The organism is Aureimonas ureilytica (genome assembly GCF_001475935.1).
GTDB lineage: Bacteria > Pseudomonadota > Alphaproteobacteria > Rhizobiales > Rhizobiaceae > Aureimonas > Aureimonas ureilytica_A.
On sequence record NZ_LDQA01000029.1, the window covers coordinates 40,226 to 57,601 of the forward strand.

The following is a 17,376-nucleotide window of genomic DNA, read 5'->3' on the forward strand; positions in this document are numbered from 1 at the left end:
GCGCCCGCCTTACTGCGCGGGTGCCGGGGCCGGGGCTGCCGGAGCCGCGCCGGGGTTCTGCGCCTCGGCCGGGCTTGGAGCCTGCGGCGGGGCGGAGGTGGCGTTGTCGCCCGTGGCCGGCACCGCGCCGGAGGGCGGCGCTGTCGGGGCCGCGCCCGTGGTGGCGTCGGTCGTGCCGCCGCTCTGGGGCTGCGTCACCGGGTCGTTGCCGCCGGGGCTGCTGTTGGTGGTCGTGGCCGGGTTGGTCGGGGCGGGAGCGTTGGCATCGCCCGCACCGGCTGCGGGCGCGGCCGCTTCGCTCGCGCCGGCATCGGGCGCGGGCGGCGGAACCGGCGTGTCGGCCAGCGTGCCGAGATAGGCCAGGAGATCGGCGCGTTCCTGGTCCTTGGGCAGGCCGGCAAAGCCCATGGCGGTGCCGGGAATGTACTGCTTGGGGCCGTGCAGGAAGTGGTTCAGGTGATCCCAGTCCCAGAGGACGGTCTTGCCCTTGGAGAACTCGGTCATGGCGGCCGAGTAGGAGAAGCCCTCATGCGAGGCCATCGGGCGGTTCACGATGCCCCAGAGATCGGGGCCGACCTTGTTCGGGCCGCCCTTCTCGCCGGAATGGCAGGCCTGGCAGCGCTTGAAGATGGCCGCGCCGGCCTGCGCATTGGCGGTCTGCATGAGCTTGCCGACCGGCGTCACCTCGGCTGCGGCCGGGGCCGCGGAGGCCGCGCCCGCGGCCGGCTCGGCGGCGGTGATCGCAAAGCCCGGCTTTTCCGGCACTTCGGAATGGAAAATGGCTTCGGCCAGAAGGCTGCCGCCGAACAGAACGAAGACGGTGCCCAGAACGGCGCCGAAAATCTTGTTGGCCTCGAAAGAATCCATGTGGCTGGGCGGCTCCCTCTCCAACCGGCCCGGCGACCGGCGAACGCTGCTGACACGAAGTCATGATACCAGGGCCGTCCGCTCGTTCGGTGCGGAAGGCCCCGGGCCGTCGAATGCTCGGCGTCTCAAGGGGAAAAGGACAAGTCCCTTCCTCCGCAAGCGCCTTGGGGCCTTTTGCCGGATAGCGGCACCCCCTATAAGCCCCCTCGGCGTGTCTTTCGAAATGCGAGCGGCGACCTTTCGGCCCGCGCCTTTCGAAAGACACGCAAAGTCTGGAAGCGTTCTGACATTCCCCCCGGAATGGATCAAGCGCCCACCTGTCACAGCTCCGCGTTATCTCGCGCATTCCGGGCGGGATTTCGTGCGATTGGCCCCGAAAGTTGCGTCCATGTCCACACTCGTCCTCATTCCCGCGCGTCTCGCCTCGACCCGCCTGCCCAACAAGCCGTTGGCCGACATTGCCGGCGCGCCGATGATCGTGCGCGTGGCCGAGCGCGCGCGCGACGCCGCCATCGGCCGTGTGGTGGTCGCCACCGATAGCGACGAGGTGCTGCGCGCGGTGCGCGATGCCGGCTTCGAGGCGGTGATGACGCGGGCTGACCATCCGTCGGGCTCAGACCGCATCTTCGAGGCGCTGCAGGCCGTCGATCCCGAGGGCCAGGTGGATGTGATCGTCAATCTGCAGGGCGATCTGCCGACCATCGAGCCGGAGACGGTGCGCGCCGTTCTCAAACCCTTCGCCGACCCGGACTGCGATATCGCGACCGTCGTGGTCGAGATCGGCAACGAGGCCGACGCCAAGGACCCGAACGTCGTGAAGCTGATCGGCACGCCGAACGGCGAGCGCCGGCTGAACGCGCTCTATTTCACCCGTGCCACCGCGCCGACGGGCGACGGGCCGCTGTTCCACCATGTCGGCATCTATGCCTATCGCCGCGCCGCGCTGGAGCGCTTCGTCACGCTGAAGCCCTCGCCGCTGGAGGTGCGCGAGCGGCTGGAGCAGCTGCGCGCGCTGGAAGCGGGCATGCGGATCGACGCCGAGATCGTCGATGCCGTGCCGCTCGGCGTCGACACGGCCTATCAGCTGGAGGAAGCGCGCCGTGCCTTCCTGCCGCCGGCCCGCACCGGGCGCATCGCCTTCCAGGGCGAACGCGGGGCCAATTCCGACATGGCCTGCCAGGCCATGTATCCTGATCTGGAGCCGCTGCCCTGTCCGAGCTTCGAGGACGCGTTTGCCGCCGTCCAGAACGGTACGGCCGATCTCGCCATGATCCCGATCGAGAACACGCTGGCGGGGCGCGTCGCCGACGTTCATCACCTTCTGCCCTCGTCGGGCTTGCAGATCGTCGGCGAGTTCTTCCTGCCGATCCGCTTCCAGCTCATGGTGAAGCCGGGCATGACGCTGGCCGACATCAAGGAAGTGCACAGCCATGTCCACGCGCTCGGCCAGTGCCGGGGCATCATCCGGCGCAATGGTTGGAAGCCGGTCGTGGCGGGCGATACGGCGGGCGCGGCGCGCATCGTCTCGGAAATGGAAGAGCGCCATGTGGCGGCCCTCGCACCGCGCTTGGCCGCCGATCTCTACGGGCTCGATATTCTGGCCGAGAATGTCGAAGACGCCGAGCACAACGCGACGCGCTTCGTCGTTCTGACGCGAAAAGAGGCAGGCCGGGCGCTTTGGGCAAAGAATGACAACCGCGTGGTCACCACTTTCGTCTTCGAAGTGCGCAATGTCGCGGCAGCGCTCTATAAGGCGCTGGGTGGCTTTGCCACAAATGGCGTCAACATGACCAAGCTCGAAAGCTACCAGCTGGAGGGCAAGTTCGTGGCGACGCAGTTCTATGCCGATATCGAGGGGCACCCGGACGATGTGGGCGTCGCCCATGCGCTGGAGGAGCTGGAATTCTTCTCCAAGCGGCTGGCCATTCTCGGCGTCTATTCGGCCGCGCCCAACCGGCCCGAACTGCCCGCGCCCGCCATCGGCGAATGAGGGGCTGAGGGGAGGGCGGCTTCGGTCGCCCACTTCTCGTTCGAACCCAGAGCCCCAACAGCAAAAAGCCCCGCTTGGCGGGGCTTTTTCGTCGGCCGGGTCGAGGTGCCCGGCAGGTTCTTTCGGCGCTTAGCGGCCGACGCGAACCATGCGCTCGATGTCGCCGCGCAGAACGCCGATGTCGCTGAGCATACGGTCGTCCATGCGGCTGAGCTCGGCGACGGTGCGGCGGTGAGAGCGGAGGTTGCGAATGCGGGAGGCGATCTCGGTGATCATCGGACTGTTCCAGAATGGGTTCGTTTGTTGACCGAGATATAAGCGACCCCTCTGCCTCTTAGGAGAGCAAAGTCTGCACGCCAGTTGTGCAATCTGCGCATGGCATGGTCATATTTCCGTTCATCGCATTTTAAGAAATTGCCTCATAGAAATGCATGATCGCGCTCCCTGCCTTCCAAAAAGGCACGAATCAGGTGGTGCGCAATGGCGAAGGGAGCCGGTAGGGTGAGCCCTTGCGGGTGCTGCCCTTCCAGCATGGCGCGCACCTCCTCGCGGTCGAACCAGCGGCAATCCTCCAGTTCCGCGCCGTCGAACTGGATCTCCGTCGTCAGCGCCTCGGCCATGCAGCCGATCATCAGCGAGTTCGGAAAGGGCCAAGGCTGCGAGGAATGGTAGCGCACGGCGCCGACCGTGATTCCCGCTTCCTCGAAGGTTTCGCGGCGTACCGCGTCCTCGATTGTCTCGCCCGCCTCGATAAAACCGGCAAGGCACGACCACATGCCGGCGGGAAAATGCGGCTGCCGCCCCATGAGGCAGCGGCCGGCCCCGTCCTGCACCAGCATGATCGACACCGGGTCGGTGCGCGGAAAGATCATGTGATCGCATTTTGTGCAGCGGCGTCGAAACCCGGCCGCCTCTGACACGGTGGCGTCGCCGCAGCGCCCGCAGAAGCGGGCCGAATCATGCCAGTTCAGGAGATGGGCGGCTTGGGCAAGTTGCCCTTCCGTGTCGGCGTCGAGCGCCTCGCGATGGCCGAGCATGCGCAGGTCGAACAGCGGCAGGCCACCCAGACGCCGCTCCGCCCCTTCGCCGTCCATCCCGAGGGCTGCGATCCGCGCCTCCGACAGGCGCACGGCCAGACGCGGCTGCCCATCCCCGGTGTGGCCGAGCAGAAGCTCAGGCTCCTGCGAACCCAGAAGCGTCTGCGCTTCCCCGCGCCCCAACAGCGGGCGGATCGAGTCGCCATCCTGATGCGCCAGCCATTGTCCGGCTGCCTGGACATAGAAGCCGGCCTCCGGGTGATCCAGCGCCTCGGCAAGGCTCGTCTCGGTTCGGAGTTCTCCGTCGCGGACGAGGCGGTTGCCGGCAAAGCCGAGGCGAGGGGTTGGAGCGCTCATGACAGGCTTTCGAGAAGGCGGGCGCGAAGGGATTGCGCCTCATCAGAGGAATAGGGCTCGCGCGCGCCAAACCCCCAGACGGGGCCGGGCCAGTTCGGATCGCCCTTCTGGCGCGCGACGACATGAAGATGGAACTGGCGCACGATATTGCCCAGCGTCGCGACATTCATCTTTTCCGCCCCCGTCAAGGCCTGCATCGCCTTCGCGACGTCACAGGCTTCCGCGTCGAGCTGATGGCGGTCCTCGGCTGCGAGATCGAACAGTTCCACGATTCCGGCACGGCGCGGCACCAGAATCGCCCAGGGCCAGCGGCGGTCGTTCATCAGGAGAAGGCGCGACAGCGGCAGGTCGGAGACGAAAATCGTGTCGGCCCGAAGGCGTTCGTCGAGTTCGTGATCGGTGGTGGCTTGCATTCGGCACGTTTCTCCACGATATGAGCCTTGGGAGGTTGGTGGTGGACGAGCCGCTCGCCAACCGGGTCAGGTCCGGAAGGAAGCAGCCCCAGCGAATCCGGCGCGGGTCATCGTGCCAGCCTCCCACCCTTTCCCTCGCCCGTTTTGATCCGTTCGCCAAGCCCGCTCGCGTGTAAGAGCCGGCTTCGAAGAGCTATGGGCGCGGATCGCCTCCCACGCATGGCCTCGCCTCCCGCGCATTGCATTGAGCGAAAAGCCTTGTAGACCCGTCCCAGCGACAAAGCGCGGGTTCCAATCGGGTCCCTTTGCTTTAGTGTCGCGCCGCGTGGGCTCGCCCCGGCGCGGGGGCGCATTCGAACGAGACGGCATGGCTGAGAACGGCGACGAACTGGCTGAAACGGGGGGCTCGGGCGGCTCCTACCGCGTTCTCGCGCGCAAATACCGGCCGCGCTCCTTCGACGACCTGATCGGCCAGGAGCCGATGGTGCGCACCCTCACCAACGCCTTCGAGGCGAATCGCATCGCCCAGGCCTGGATGCTGACGGGCGTGCGCGGCGTCGGCAAGACGACGACGGCGCGCATCCTCGCCCGCGCCCTGAATTATGAGACCGAGACGATACACCAGCCGACGATCCATATGGTCGAGCCCGGCATCCACGATCAGGCGATCATGGAAGGGCGGCATGTGGACGTGGTGGAGATGGACGCCGCCTCGCACACGGGCATCGACGATATCCGTGAGATCATCGCGCAAGTGCGCTATCGCCCCGTTTCGGCGCGCTACAAGGTCTACATCATCGACGAGGTGCACATGCTCTCCACGCAGGCCTTCAACGGCCTGCTGAAGACGCTGGAAGAGCCGCCCGAGCATGTGAAATTCGTCTTCGCGACGACCGAAATCCGCAAGGTTCCCATCACCGTCCTGTCGCGCTGCCAGCGCTTCGACCTGCGCCGCGTCGATCCGGCCACGATGATGAGCCATCTCACGCGCGTGCTGGGCTCGGAAAAGATCGAGGCCGAGGAAGGCGCGTTGCGCCTCATCGCCCGCGCTTCCGAGGGCTCGGTGCGCGATGCGCTGTCGCTCACCGATCAGGCCATCGCGCACGGCGCGGGCCATGTGTCGGCGCAGACCGTGCGCGACATGCTGGGCCTGGCCGACCGCGCGCGGGTGGTGGATCTGTTCGAGCTTCTGATGAAGGGCGACGGGGCAGGGGCCTTGCGTGAGTTCGCCGAGCAATATCAGGCCGGAGCCGATCCGGTCGTGGTGCTGACCGATCTCGCCGATTTCAGCCATCTCGTCACCTCGCTGCGCTTCGTGCCGGAAACGGCGGGCGACGCTTCGCTCTCGCCCGACGAGGTGGAGCGCGGGCGCGACTTCGCCGCGCGCCTCTCCGTGCGCACCCTGTCGGAAGTCTGGCAGATGCTTTTGAAGGCGATCGAGGAGGCACGCTCCGCCGCCTCGCCCCGTCAGGCCGCCGAAATGGCGCTGATCCGCATCGCCTATGCCGCCGATCTGCCTTCGCCGGACGAACTCGTGAAGCTTCTGCGCGAAGGCGGCGGCCAACTGGCCGCGCTCGGTGGCGCGCCGGGCGGTCAGCCACGCCTGCCGGGCAACGGCGCGCCGGGTGGCTCGGCGGTTGATGCGCGCGGCTCCCTGGGGCCGAACGGCTCGGGGCCGGGCGGCGCGCCGACCATGCAGCTGCGCTCGATCCAGGGCGGCGGACTGTCGCTCGCCGCGCGCATGGCCGCGCCCGCGCCGGACGCGCAGCCCGCGCGCGTCGGCGCGGTGGACGCCGATCCGCTCTCCATGCCGGCCTCCTTGCGCGATCTCGCAAAGCTCGCGGGCGAGAAGCGCGATTCGCTGATGAAGACGCGCATTCGCCGCTATCTCCGGCTGGTGCGCATCGAGCCCGGCCGCCTGGAAATCCAGCCGGCCGAAGGCGCGCCGGTGAGCTTTGCCGGCGATCTCGCCAAGCGTCTGTTCGACTGGACGGGCCTGCGCTGGGTCGTCACGGTCGCGCCGTCGGGTGGCAGCGAAACGCTCGAAGAGGTCGAGGCGGCGCGGCGCGCGCAGCTGATCCGTGAGGCGGAGGCCGACCCCGATGTCGCCGCCATTCTCGCCGCCATGCCGGGCGCGAAGGTGCGCGAGGTGCGCCTGCGCAGCGAGCCGGAAACCCCGCCCGAGCCGGAACCCGCCGAGCCCCTGGACGATTTCGTCGGGGATGGCGGTCTGCCCGAACAATATGATGTGGGCGAGCCGGACCTTGGCATGGGCGGCGCGGATGACGACATAGCGTTCGACGCCTCGCTGGAACCCGGCGACGACGATGACGACGACTGAGCCTTTCGATTCAACGCGGCAGAAGGAGCACGGCCCGGCATGAAGGATCTCATGGGCATGATGAAGCAGGCCAAGGCCATGCAGGAGAAGATGCAGGGCCTGCAGGCCGAGATCGCCGAGACCACGGCCAGCGGCCAGGCCGGCGGCGGCGTCGTGTCCGTGACGCTGAAAGGTTCGGGCGAACTGGAGTCGCTGAATCTCGACCCCTCGCTTCTCAAGGCCGACGAGAAGGACATTCTCGAAGACCTCATCGTTGCCGCCCATGCCGACGCCAAGCGCAAGCTCGACGCCTTGATCCAGGAAAAGACGCAGGCCCTCACCGCCGGCCTGCCGCTGCCTCCGGGCCTGAAGCTGCCGTTCTAGGCCTTTCGCTACGCCTATGGCGGCCCTTCGGGGCCGCCCCATTGCCTGAGACACCGCTGAAAGCGTCTTCCCGAATGGCCAAGTCCATCGCCGGTCCCGAGATCGAGCGGCTGATCCAGCTTCTCGCCAAGCTGCCGGGGCTCGGCCCCCGCTCGGCCCGGCGCGCCGCCCTGCATCTGGTGAAGCGGCGCGAACAGCTTCTGCGCCCGCTCGGCGCGGCCATGGCCGAGGCGGCGGAGGAGGTGAAGGTCTGCTCGCATTGCGGCAATATCGACACGCGCGATCCTTGCACGATCTGCACCGATGCCGGGCGCGACCGCTCCACCGTGATCGTGGTGGAGGACGTATCCGATCTCTGGGCGTTGGAGCGCGCCAAGGCGCTGAACGCCAGCTATCATGTGCTGGGCGGCGTGCTCTCGCCGCTGGAGGGCATCGGCCCGGAAGACCTCACCATCCGCCGCCTCGTGGAGCGCGTCGCGGAAGGGGGCATTTCCGAGATCATCATCGCCGTGAACGCCACGGTCGAGGGCCAGACAACAGCGCATTACATTATCGACCAGCTCGACGGGTTCGATCTCAAGATCACGCGCCTCGCCCATGGCGTGCCGGTCGGCGGCGAGCTGGATTATCTCGACGAGGGCACGCTGTCGGCCGCCATGCGCTCGCGCACCAAAATCTAGATTCTATCCCCGCCGCGCTTCGGCACCGGCGCGCACGCGGTCCCGGCTCGTCATGAAGGGGCCGACCGGCGCGCGCTCGGGCGCGAAGGCGGCGAGGCCGCCGGGCCGGGGCAGGTTGACATAGATCGCCTCGACGCCGCCGCGCGCGTGAAAGGCCTCGTGCCAGAAGCCGCAGGTCTGGGCATCGCGCAGGAAATCGCGCCACCAGAGCGAATGGGGCTCGGCGCGGGTGAAGCGCTCCAGACTGTCCGGATCGCGCCAATATTGGCGGATGCCGACATGATTCCAGCCATAAATGAACTGCTGGTCCCAGAGGAGCCCGTCCGGCGCGTGGTGGCGCAGCCCGCGCAGGCCCCGGCCAATGCGCAGGAGCGCCGGCACGCCCCGCCAGCCCTGAACCTGAAAACCCAGGAGCACCATCACAAGATCGGGATAGGCGGAGAGATCGACGCTTTGGCGCTTCGGTTTGGCTTGCATCGGAATGGCCTCCTTGTTTACACCGTAAACGTAACGCGGAATGTGTACGGTGTAAACAGCCATGTCTCCCATCGAAGAGTCCGGTTTGCGTGCGCGGCTGATCGCAGCTGCCGTGGCGGCGCTGGAAGGGGGGGCGAATGATCTCAGCCTCCGGGCGCTGGCGCGGGATGTCGGCGTCTCGGCCATGGCGCCCTATCGCCACTTCGCCGACAAGGCCGCGCTCATGGGCGCGGTGGCAGGGCATGGGTTCGAGCGGCTTCGCGAGGCCTTGGTGGAAGCCGATGCGACGGCGGAGGGGAGCGAGGCCGTGGTCGCGCAGGGGCTCGCCTATCTCCGTTTCGCGCAAGCGCATCCGGCGCTGTTTCGCCTGATGTTCTCGGGCGCCTGCGTGCCGCCCGAGCCTGTGGGCGAAACGGCTTACGGCGTTCTGGCGCGCCGGGTGGCCACGTTGACGAACGACCCCGCCGCCACGCTCGCCTGCTGGGCGCTGGTGCATGGGTTGGCGGTTCTGGCGCTGGACGGCCGCGCGCCGCCGGACGGGACGGGGACGGGCGACCCGGCCGCCGTGCTGCGCCTGCTGGCCGGCCCTCTCGCCAAGACGTGAGACCCCTCGCCACGAGTTCGACGCAAGCTCGTGGCCTTAGCCTTCCGGCAGGAGAGGGACTGTCTCCCCGAAGGAATCCGCATGATGAAGAAGCGACTGGCGGCTTTGTGCCTTGCCCTGATGGCTGTGACGGCGCCCGCGTTGGCCGCGCCCAAGCCCGAGATCGAGGCCGGCTTCCGCCGCTTTCTTGAAGCTGAAATCTGGCCCGAGGCGCGGGCGAACGGCGTGTCGCGCGCGACCTTCGACGCCGCCTTCCGGGGCGTGGAGCCGAACTTAAGCCTGCCCGACCTGCAGCTCCCCGGCCAGAAGCCGAAGGTGGAGGAGGTGAACCGGCAGGCCGAGTTCCAGAGCCCCGCCGCCTATTTCGACGAGAAGAAGATCGCGGGCGTCGTCGCCAAGGGCCGCGCGCTCCTGCAGGCCAACGGCGCGCTTCTCCAGCGCATCGAACGCGAAACAGGCGTTCCCGGTCCGATCGTGCTCGCCGTCTGGGGCCGCGAGTCCGGCTATGGCGCGGCGAAGATTCCCTACAACGCCTTCGAGGTGCTCGGCACCAAGGCCTATCTCTCGCGCCGCAAGGACATGTTCCGCGCCGAGCTGATCGCCGCCCTCAAGATCGTGCAAGAAGGCCATCTCAAGGTCTCGGACATGAAGTCCTCCTGGGCCGGCGCGCTGGGTCAGCCGCAGTTCATGCCCTCGAAATTCCGCGCGCTCGCCGTGGATGAGGATGGCGACGGTCGCCCCGATATCTGGAATTCGGTGCCCGACACGCTCGCTTCCATTGCCCATTATCTCCAGATGTCGGGCTGGCAGCGCGGCCGGCCCTGGGGCTACGAGGCGCGCTTTCCCGCCGGCGTCTCCTGCACGGGGGAGGGGCCGGATCGCCCGCGCCCGATCGCCGATTTCGCAAAAGCCGGCGTCGCGCGCGCCTCGGGCCGCGGCTTTCCCGATGCCGAGCTGAAGCGCCCCGGTCATCTCCTGATGCCGGCCGGCCGCCTCGGGCCGGCTTTCGTCGCGACGCCCAATTTCTACGTCATCAAGGAATACAACAATTCCGACCTCTACGCCCTGTTCATCGGCCATGTGGCCGACCGGATCGCCGGCGGCGGGGGCTTCGACGCGCGCTGGCCGGGCGCGTCCGGCCTGACGCGAGGCGATGTCTCGCGCCTTCAGGAGCGCTTGCAGAAACAAGGTTACGATGTTGGCGGCACGGACGGGCTCGCCGGCTTCAAGACGCGCCGCTCCATCGGCCAGGCGGAGGAGAAGCTGGGCCTGCCCGCCACCTGCTGGCCCACCCCGGCGCTCGCCAAGAAACTCGGTTGACGACGCGTTCGTGAGCGGCCTGTCAGCGTCCGGCAGGCTGCTTCTTTAACCGGCCTGCCCTAGCTCCTTGTCGATTGCCACGACCGGAGCCCTCCGATGCCTGCCGCCGCGCCCGACGAAAGCGCCGTTCTGAAGCTTTCCATCGCCATGACGCTCCTGATCGGGGCGACGGGCGTCGTGTTCGGCATCCTGTCGGGATCGCTGTCGATCGCCTTCGATGGCGTCTTCTCCGTGGTGGATGCCTCGATGACCGGCATGGCGCTTCTCGTCACGCGCCTCATCGCGCGCGACACGAGCCAGCGTTTCCAGATGGGCTTCTGGCATTTCGAGCCCATGGTGCTCGCCTTCAATGGCGGGCTTCTGTCGCTTCTCTCCTTCTACGCCTTCGTCAACGCGATCGGCACGATCCTCGATGGCGGGCGCTCGCTCGAATTCGGCTGGGCCATCGTCTATTCGTTTTTCGTGGTCGTGATCTGCATCGTGATGGCGATCTACGGCCGGCGCGCCAACCGCGCGCTCAACTCCTCCTTCATCGCGCTGGACGCCAAGGGATGGGTCATGTCCGGCGCGATCACCGCCGCGCTGCTCTGCGCCTTCATCGTCGCCTGGGCGCTGGAGGGCACGGCCTACGCGCATTGGACGCCTTATGTGGATCCGGCGATCCTCGCGATCCTGACCCTCTGTCTCATTCCCGTTCCGCTTCAAACCGTGTTCAAGGCCTTTCAGGACATCCTGCTGCTCGCCCCGGCCGATCTCGACGCCCTGGCCCGGAGGGTGGCCGACGAGACCGTGCGCCGCCACGGCTTCATCCGCGCCCACACCTATGTCTCGCGCGCGGGCCGCTCGCGCATGGTGGAGATCCATTTCGTCGTGCCGGCGGAGCGCGACTTCGGCCGCATCGGCGCTTTCGACGCCATCCGGGAGGAAGTCGGCAAGGCCATCGGCGGCGCGGGGCCGGATCGCTGGCTGACGGTGGCGTTCACGGGGGATGAGAAGTGGGCGGTTTGAGCGGGCGAGCGTTTGAGTCTGGGAAGGGGGAGTTTCCGCCCTTCCAACGGTTCGTTGCATCTACTGTCGGCTTCGAGTCTCTCTCCTATCGGATTCGAGCGTACATGGCGCAGTCTCGCGGACACTGCGAGACGTTCGGATGAAGGAAGTATCGGCGTAGAATGCCCTCTCGGGTCATGCCGGCTTTCTCCATAACCCGTGCAGAGGCGGGATTATCGACATCGCAGAAGGCTTCTGTGCGAAACACCGTTGGATGCGACAAGGCATGCTCAACGAGCCATGTCAGTATCTCGGTCGCGCAACCGTTCCCCCAGGCGCGACGAGCCAGGACGTAGCCGTAGTTCACCTTGCCGGGTTCTACATGGGGATGGAACATGCCGATGATGTCATCGGGATTCGAATTGGGAGACACGACTAACGGGTAGCCGCGTCCCATCTCCCATTCCTGTGCGACGTTCTCCACAAAGCGTTCGGTCTCGCACAACTCCGCATGGGGCCGCCAACCCAAATAGCGGGTGACAGTCGTGTCCCTGGCATAGCTGTCGAAGATCGCCGATGCGTCCTGCGAGGTGACCCGCCGCAGGCGATAGCGCGACGTCTCGAAACTTTCCGGTAAGCGATGGAGTCCATCCATCGTCCGATGGTCGGGCTTACCGAAGCTCTTCACAAGAGCAGATTCACGGCGCTCACGCAGGAGGCCCCCGGGTCGCTCCGAGGGCCATGCTTTTGTCCAGCGCCCTAAGACCTCACGCGATCTTGCCGCCGCCCTGCTTCGTGATGGCGACGACCGAGGGGCGTGTCGGGCTGGAATTTCGGGCTGATGGTCGAGCGCTTTTCTTCGATGCTCGCTCGCAACGTCCGGGCGGGCCTACCAGAGCAACTCGACCTGCGGCCGTCCGTTCGATGTCTTCTCCATCGTGCGCCCCGTGCCGTCGACACGGCAGGACACGCGCTGGCGAAAGGCGGAGAAACTGTCGAACGTCACGACATCGACGGGCTCGTCGAACTGGAGCACGAGGCGATAGCGACCGCTCTCGCTCCCCAGCGCCTCGACGCCGAGGACCGACGCCTCGAAGGGCTGGCCGAGATAGAAGCCTTTGACGCGCGCGCCCAGGCGGTACGGGTCGAAGGCGCCGCGATTGCCGATATGGGCGTGAAGCGTGTTCCAGTCTCGAAAGCCGTGCTGGGCGGCGACAAGCTCCAGCGACTTGGAATGAGACAGGGTCTGGCCGTCCTCGCTGAGTGCGGCGCGCAGACGCTTGGCCTGATCCTTCAGCCCGTCGAGGGCAGGGAGGGGCCTGGGGGAACGTGTCATAAGGGTCTCCGCTCGGTGCATGTCGATATGCGAGGGGAGTCCGCGTTGCCGCCCGCGACATGCCACAAGGGATGACCGTTGGACGCTGTTCGATCGGAGAGCTTCACCAAGGGCTGTCAGCCTGCGGACGGCCGGGGCTCTCCAGCCCGTGGCCGTCATCATAGCGCGCAACAAAGCGGCCCGTCAAAGGCCGCCTTGTTGTATCTGGCGGATTTACTTCGTGCCGAGGCAGAGCACGGGATAGATCGACTCCTGCACCTTGGCCGTCGCGTCCGGCACGCTTTCCAGCGCGGCCTTGGCATCGGCCGTCTGATAGGCGACCTTGTGCTGGTCGAGGAAGCGGGTGGCGGCGTCCGGGCGGATCGCGAAGTTGATGGACTGCGGAATGTCGCCCGTCAGATCGGCAACGGCCACGGCGTTGAGCTTGGCGGTGACGACGCCGACGACGCGGCCGGCCAAGTCCACCAGCGGGCCGCCCGAATTGCCGGGCTGCACGGGGGCCGAAATCTGCAGGTAGTTCGCGTCGTTCATCAGCCCCATGAGCGAGGAGATGTTGCCGCGCGTCACGTTGAGACTATCGGCCAGGATGGAACGCAGCGGGAAGCCGAGGGCGAGAATGTCCTCGCCCAGACGCGGTTTGTTGGTGACGATGGGCAGCGGCTTGCCGACCGGGGCATCGACCTTCAGGAGGGCTAGATCGTGCCCCTCGTCCACCACCACCTTGGACGCCGCGCCGAGATCGCCGACCAGAACGGTCTTGCAGCTCTTGGCGACATGCGCGTTGGTCAGCAGCCAGCCGTCCTTCGACACGACGAACCCGGTGCCCGACGAGTCGAAGCCGGGGGCCGCGAGCGCCGGGCCTTGGGGCTCGCCGGCGGGCGGCGTCGCGGTCTGCGTTTCATGCTCGCCAAAGGCGACACCTTCAGCGCGGCCCGAGCGGAAGAGCTTGGCCATGGGGCCAAGTTCCTCGCTATGCGGCTCGCCCGCGAACGGGTCGAAAGCATTGGAGGCGACCACCGTATAGGGCTTGATGGCCGCTTCGTGCCCCTTGTCCCAGGCGACAGAGAAGCCGCGCAGATCACCGTTGCGATCGGCGAAGCGGATCAGGAAGGAACGCCCGTCCTCCTGACCGCGAATGGTGAAGCCATCGTTGGACAGCGTGGAGGAAGAGACCGTCTTGTTGTCGCCATCCGTGGACAGGACGTTGAAGACGCCCTGAAGCGAGTAGCCCTCGTCATGGAAGCGAACCGTCTCGATCTCGACGCCGCTATCGGCCGAGCGCCAGACGGAACCGACTTCGGTTTCGCCGGCGGGGGAGACGAGCGCGCCGGGCAGGCCGACGCGGACGCCGGTGCGGTCGTCACGCACGAGCCGGTAGCCGAGTCCGTCGCGCACCTTGTCGCTCTCGGCGATCACCTTCTTGAGGAAGGCGTCGGTCATCACGCCATCGGGTTTGAACCCGGTGCGGGCTTGAAAATCGCGAATGGCGCGCAATGTCTGAGGTCCGACGCGCCCGTCGAACGTGCCGTCATAGTCTCCCGTCCAGGCGAGGCGCGTCTGGAGGCCGATGCGGAAGGCCGCGTCGGTATTGTCATTATAGGCCGAAGCCAAATCCGTGCTGGCGAGGGCTTGCGTTGCCATGGCCGGAAGAGCCGCCGGCGACGCGCAGAGCACGAGACTTGCCAGAACTGCCTTCAACATACCACGCATGAGGTAAGTCCCCGAATTTCCAGTCCTGTGGAAAACGCGGCGGAAGCATTTTCGATCCCGACACGTTAGCAGATTGTCAAGAATTGGCTGTCGGATTTTTTCCTCGGTTGCCGATTCTTTGGGGGAAACCCTCGGAATTTAACGATCAGCCTGATGACCTCCCCTGCCGCTCTCGGCTGGGCGAAAGGGTTCGCCCGGTTCCAGTTCGAGACTGCCGATTCGCGTTCCGCGCCGCACCAGCTTCTCCGTCGTGGTCAGGATCTGATCGACATCCCGGCCGGCTTGAGAAAAGTGGGTTCGAAGCGCCGAAACGCGCACGTCCAGCCTTTGCAGATCTTCGGTCAGAAGAATGACTTCCTTCTGAATCCTGCCCGCTTCCTGCCGCATTCTTTGATCTTTCAACAGGGCCTTCACGACCTCGATCGACAGCATCAGAAGCGAGGGTGACACAATCACCACACGTGCGCGGTGGGCGCGGCGGATCACGTCCTCGAAATGCTCGTTCAACTCCGCGAAGACCGATTCGGAGGGGAGGAAGATGAAGGCCGTGTCCTGCGTCTCGCCCGGCAGGAGGTACTTCTCGGAGACGGCCTTGATATGCATGTCCATGTCGCGGCGCAGGCGCTGCGCGGCGGCATCGCGCTGCTCGTCGCTCGGGGCATTGCGAAAGGCGTTCCAGGATTCCAGCGGGAATTTCGCGTCGATCACCAGCGACGGCGCGCCGTTCGGCATGGGAATGAGACAGTCCGGCCGCTTGCCGTTGGAGAGCGTCGCCTGAAAGGAATAGGCGCCGCGCGGCAGCGAATCCATGACGATGGCTTCCATGCGCGCCTGCCCGAAGGCCCCGCGCGCCTGCTTGTTGGCGAGAATATCCTGAAGCCGAACGACCTCCCCGGCGAGCCCCCGGATTTCGCCCTGCGCACGGTCGATCACCGCCAGCCTCTCGGCCAGCCGCGTCAGTGTTTCGCCGGTCTGGACCTGCGCGTCCGACAGCGAGCGGCCGACGCGGTGGCCCATCCCGTCCAGCCGCTCGGCGACGCTGCGGGCCAGCTCCGCCTGCCGCGCGCCCAGCATCTCGCCCATGGAATGAACACGGCCGGCCAGCTCGACCTGCGCGCGAAGGAGCGCGTCCACCCCCTCGCCGTCGAAGCCTTCGGGCTGGCGAAACCGGCGCAGGACGCGCCAGACGAGCCAGAGCGCAACCGCCACGACCAAAGCTTCGCCGAGGCTCACCGGGCGCTGGCCGAGAGCGAACAAAGGCGTGTCGAGAAGGCCGGCGAGGTCAGCGAAGCGCATGGAAGGAGCCTATGCGATTCGTCCGACATGCACCAGATCAAAAGGAGAACATAGCGCGCTCTGTTGACCGCTCCCGCGCCTGCGTTTACCTGACGGACATGACCGTCAAGCCTCTCGTCATCCTCCCCGATCCCATCCTTCGCCGCGTGTCCGAGCCGGTGGCGCGCATCGACGAATCGGTGCGCCGTTTCGCCGACGACATGCTGGAAACCATGTATGACGCGCCGGGCATCGGGCTGGCCGCCATTCAGGTGGGCGAGCCCTTGCGGATGCTGGTGATCGACCTCGCCAAGGAAGACGAGGAGAAGCAGCCGCAGATCTTCGTGAACCCGGAAATCCTCGCCTCGTCCGACGAGCGCTCGGTCTACGAGGAAGGCTGCCTGTCGATCCCCGACTATTACGCCGAGGTCGAACGCCCGGCGACGGTGCGCGTGCGCTTTCAGGATTTGACCGGGGAAACGCGCGAGATCGAGGCCGACGGGCTGCTCGCCACCTGCCTGCAGCATGAGATGGACCACCTCAACGGCGTCCTCTTCATCGACCATATTTCCAAGCTCAAGCGCGACATGGTGATCCGCAAGTTCACCAAGGCGGCCAAGAAGACGCTCTGACGCGCCACCGCCGTCCGCGCGCCATCCTGCATAAGGGCGAGATCATGACGCTGCGCGTCGTCTTCATGGGCACACCCGCCTTTTCCGTTCCGACGCTCCGCGCCCTCGCGGACGCCGGCCACGAGATCGCGGCCGTGTATTCGCAGCCGCCACGCCCGGCCGGTCGGCGGGGCCTCGCGCCGACGCCCTCGCCCGTCGCGCTTGAGGCCGAGCGGCTGGGGATCCAGATCCTCACGCCCGTTTCGCTGAAAGGTGCGGAGGAGCAGGCCGATTTCGCCGCGCTCCAGGCCGATGTCGCCGTCGTCGTCGCCTATGGGCTGCTTCTGCCGCAGGCGGTTCTGAATGCGCCGCGCCTCGGCGCGCTGAACGGCCATGGCTCGCTTCTGCCGCGCTGGCGCGGGGCCGCACCCATCCAGCGCGCCATCGAGGCGGGCGATGCCGAAACGGGCATGATGGTGATGCGCATGGAAGCCGGGCTCGACACCGGCCCGGTGGCGCTGACCGACACGCTCGCCATCGGCGCGCGTGAGACGGCCGGCGAGTTGCACGACCGCCTGTCCGAGTCCTGCGCCCGGTTGATGGTGCGGGCGCTGGCCGAACTCGAAGCCGACACGCTCCGCTTCGAGCCGCAGGACGCCATCGCCGCGCGCACGGGGCGCGACACGCTCTATGCCCGCAAGATCGAGAAGGGTGAGGCCGAGATCGACTGGACGCGCCCGGCCTCCGAGATCGCGCGCCGCATCAACGCCTTCTCACCCTTTCCCGGCGCGTGGACCACGTTGTCGGGCGAGCGCCTGAAGATGCTGCGCGCGGAAGCCTCTGATGGCACCGGCGAACCCGGCGCGGCCTTGGACGACCGGCTCCTGATCGCGGCGGGGGAGGGGGCGGTACGCCTTTTTGATGTGCAGCGCGCTGGCGGCAAGGCCGGCCCGGCGGAGGTCTTCCTGCGCGGCACGGCCGTGCCGGCCGGCACGCGGCTCGGATAGC

18 protein-coding genes, 1 other RNA gene and 1 pseudogene are annotated in these 17,376 nt (G+C 66.9%); 11 read left to right on the top strand and 9 right to left on the bottom strand.

What is annotated here, in order from left to right; genetic code table 11:
* Positions 1-9 precede the first annotated feature (9 nt).
* The gene (locus NS365_RS14440) at positions 10-867 is read right to left on the bottom strand and encodes a c-type cytochrome (protein ID WP_058600999.1); all 858 of its coding nucleotides are present in this window, start codon (positions 865-867) and stop codon (positions 10-12) included.
* Positions 868-1,255: 388 nt separating this feature from the next.
* Between NS365_RS14440 and NS365_RS24995 the strand changes: the two are divergent.
* Positions 1,256-1,915, top strand: a pseudogene (locus tag NS365_RS24995) (3-deoxy-manno-octulosonate cytidylyltransferase); the annotation flags it as partial.
* A gap of 120 nt (positions 1,916-2,035) precedes the next feature.
* Positions 2,036-2,857, top strand: a complete 822-nt coding sequence (locus NS365_RS25000; RefSeq protein ID WP_058601032.1) for a prephenate dehydratase — start codon at positions 2,036-2,038, stop codon at positions 2,855-2,857.
* 129 nt (positions 2,858-2,986) lie between these two features.
* Here the strand turns inward: NS365_RS25000 and NS365_RS23625 are convergent, their stop codons facing one another.
* From NS365_RS23625 to NS365_RS14455, 3 genes are all read right to left on the bottom strand, one after another.
* Positions 2,987-3,133, bottom strand: coding sequence for a DUF1127 domain-containing protein (locus NS365_RS23625; RefSeq protein ID WP_082675558.1), 147 nt, complete (start codon positions 3,131-3,133; stop codon positions 2,987-2,989).
* 143 nt (positions 3,134-3,276) lie between these two features.
* Positions 3,277-4,251 carry an NAD(+) diphosphatase gene (nudC, locus tag NS365_RS14450; protein WP_058601000.1) on the bottom strand — a complete coding sequence of 325 codons (975 nt, stop codon included), beginning with the start codon at positions 4,249-4,251 and terminating at the stop codon, positions 3,277-3,279.
* The gene (locus tag NS365_RS14455; protein ID WP_058601001.1) at positions 4,248-4,664 is read right to left on the bottom strand and encodes an HIT domain-containing protein; all 417 of its coding nucleotides are present in this window, start codon (positions 4,662-4,664) and stop codon (positions 4,248-4,250) included. Before NS365_RS14455 ends, nudC begins: the two co-directional genes overlap by 4 nt.
* Positions 4,665-4,694: 30 nt before the next feature.
* Here NS365_RS14455 and ffs point away from each other — a divergent pair.
* From ffs to recR, 4 genes are all read left to right on the top strand, one after another.
* Positions 4,695-4,791, top strand: an RNA gene (gene ffs, locus NS365_RS23630) — signal recognition particle sRNA small type.
* 240 nt (positions 4,792-5,031) lie between these two features.
* The gene (locus NS365_RS14460; protein WP_058601002.1) at positions 5,032-7,005 is read left to right on the top strand and encodes a DNA polymerase III subunit gamma/tau; all 1,974 of its coding nucleotides are present in this window, start codon (positions 5,032-5,034) and stop codon (positions 7,003-7,005) included.
* A 39-nt stretch (positions 7,006-7,044) separates the two neighbouring features.
* A complete protein-coding gene (locus NS365_RS14465) occupies positions 7,045-7,368 on the top strand; it encodes a YbaB/EbfC family nucleoid-associated protein (protein WP_058601003.1) in 324 nt (107 codons plus the stop codon).
* A 74-nt stretch (positions 7,369-7,442) separates the two neighbouring features.
* The gene (gene recR / locus NS365_RS14470) at positions 7,443-8,048 is read left to right on the top strand and encodes a recombination mediator RecR (protein WP_058601004.1); all 606 of its coding nucleotides are present in this window, start codon (positions 7,443-7,445) and stop codon (positions 8,046-8,048) included.
* A gap of 3 nt (positions 8,049-8,051) precedes the next feature.
* Here the strand turns inward: recR and NS365_RS14475 are convergent, their stop codons facing one another.
* Positions 8,052-8,525: a monooxygenase family protein gene (locus tag NS365_RS14475; protein WP_058601005.1), complete on the bottom strand. Its 474-nt coding sequence runs from the start codon at positions 8,523-8,525 to the stop codon at positions 8,052-8,054.
* Positions 8,526-8,586: 61 nt separating this feature from the next.
* On the opposite strand from NS365_RS14475, the gene NS365_RS14480 reads away from it, so the two are divergent.
* From NS365_RS14480 to NS365_RS14490, 3 genes are all read left to right on the top strand, one after another.
* Entirely contained in the window at positions 8,587-9,129 is a 543-nt protein-coding gene (locus tag NS365_RS14480; protein WP_082684614.1) for a TetR/AcrR family transcriptional regulator, read from the top strand.
* Between the two features lie 84 nt (positions 9,130-9,213).
* Positions 9,214-10,449: a lytic murein transglycosylase gene (locus tag NS365_RS14485; protein ID WP_058601033.1), complete on the top strand. Its 1,236-nt coding sequence runs from the start codon at positions 9,214-9,216 to the stop codon at positions 10,447-10,449.
* Between the two features lie 96 nt (positions 10,450-10,545).
* Positions 10,546-11,457, top strand: a complete 912-nt coding sequence (locus NS365_RS14490) for a cation diffusion facilitator family transporter (protein WP_058601007.1) — start codon at positions 10,546-10,548, stop codon at positions 11,455-11,457.
* Positions 11,458-11,542: 85 nt separating this feature from the next.
* Here the strand turns inward: NS365_RS14490 and NS365_RS14495 are convergent, their stop codons facing one another.
* The 4 genes from NS365_RS14495 to NS365_RS14510 all read right to left on the bottom strand — a co-directional run bounded on the left by NS365_RS14495 (position 11,543) and on the right by NS365_RS14510 (position 15,778).
* Entirely contained in the window at positions 11,543-12,091 is a 549-nt protein-coding gene (locus NS365_RS14495; RefSeq protein WP_058601008.1) for a GNAT family N-acetyltransferase, read from the bottom strand.
* A gap of 234 nt (positions 12,092-12,325) precedes the next feature.
* Positions 12,326-12,772, bottom strand: a complete 447-nt coding sequence (locus NS365_RS14500; RefSeq protein ID WP_058601009.1) for a glyoxalase superfamily protein — start codon at positions 12,770-12,772, stop codon at positions 12,326-12,328.
* 213 nt (positions 12,773-12,985) lie between these two features.
* Positions 12,986-14,482, bottom strand: a complete 1,497-nt coding sequence (locus NS365_RS14505; protein WP_058601010.1) for a serine protease — start codon at positions 14,480-14,482, stop codon at positions 12,986-12,988.
* A gap of 138 nt (positions 14,483-14,620) precedes the next feature.
* Positions 14,621-15,778, bottom strand: coding sequence for a DNA recombination protein RmuC (locus NS365_RS14510; protein WP_058601011.1), 1,158 nt, complete (start codon positions 15,776-15,778; stop codon positions 14,621-14,623).
* A gap of 98 nt (positions 15,779-15,876) precedes the next feature.
* Here NS365_RS14510 and def point away from each other — a divergent pair, with 98 nt between their 5' ends.
* Together def and fmt are read left to right on the top strand one after the other, a co-directional pair.
* Complete coding sequence (gene def / locus NS365_RS14515; protein ID WP_058601034.1) at positions 15,877-16,389, top strand: peptide deformylase; 513 nt, start codon at positions 15,877-15,879, stop codon at positions 16,387-16,389.
* A gap of 44 nt (positions 16,390-16,433) precedes the next feature.
* Positions 16,434-17,375: a methionyl-tRNA formyltransferase gene (gene fmt / locus NS365_RS14520; protein ID WP_058601012.1), complete on the top strand. Its 942-nt coding sequence runs from the start codon at positions 16,434-16,436 to the stop codon at positions 17,373-17,375.
* The last annotated feature ends 1 nt before the right edge of the window (position 17,376 follow it).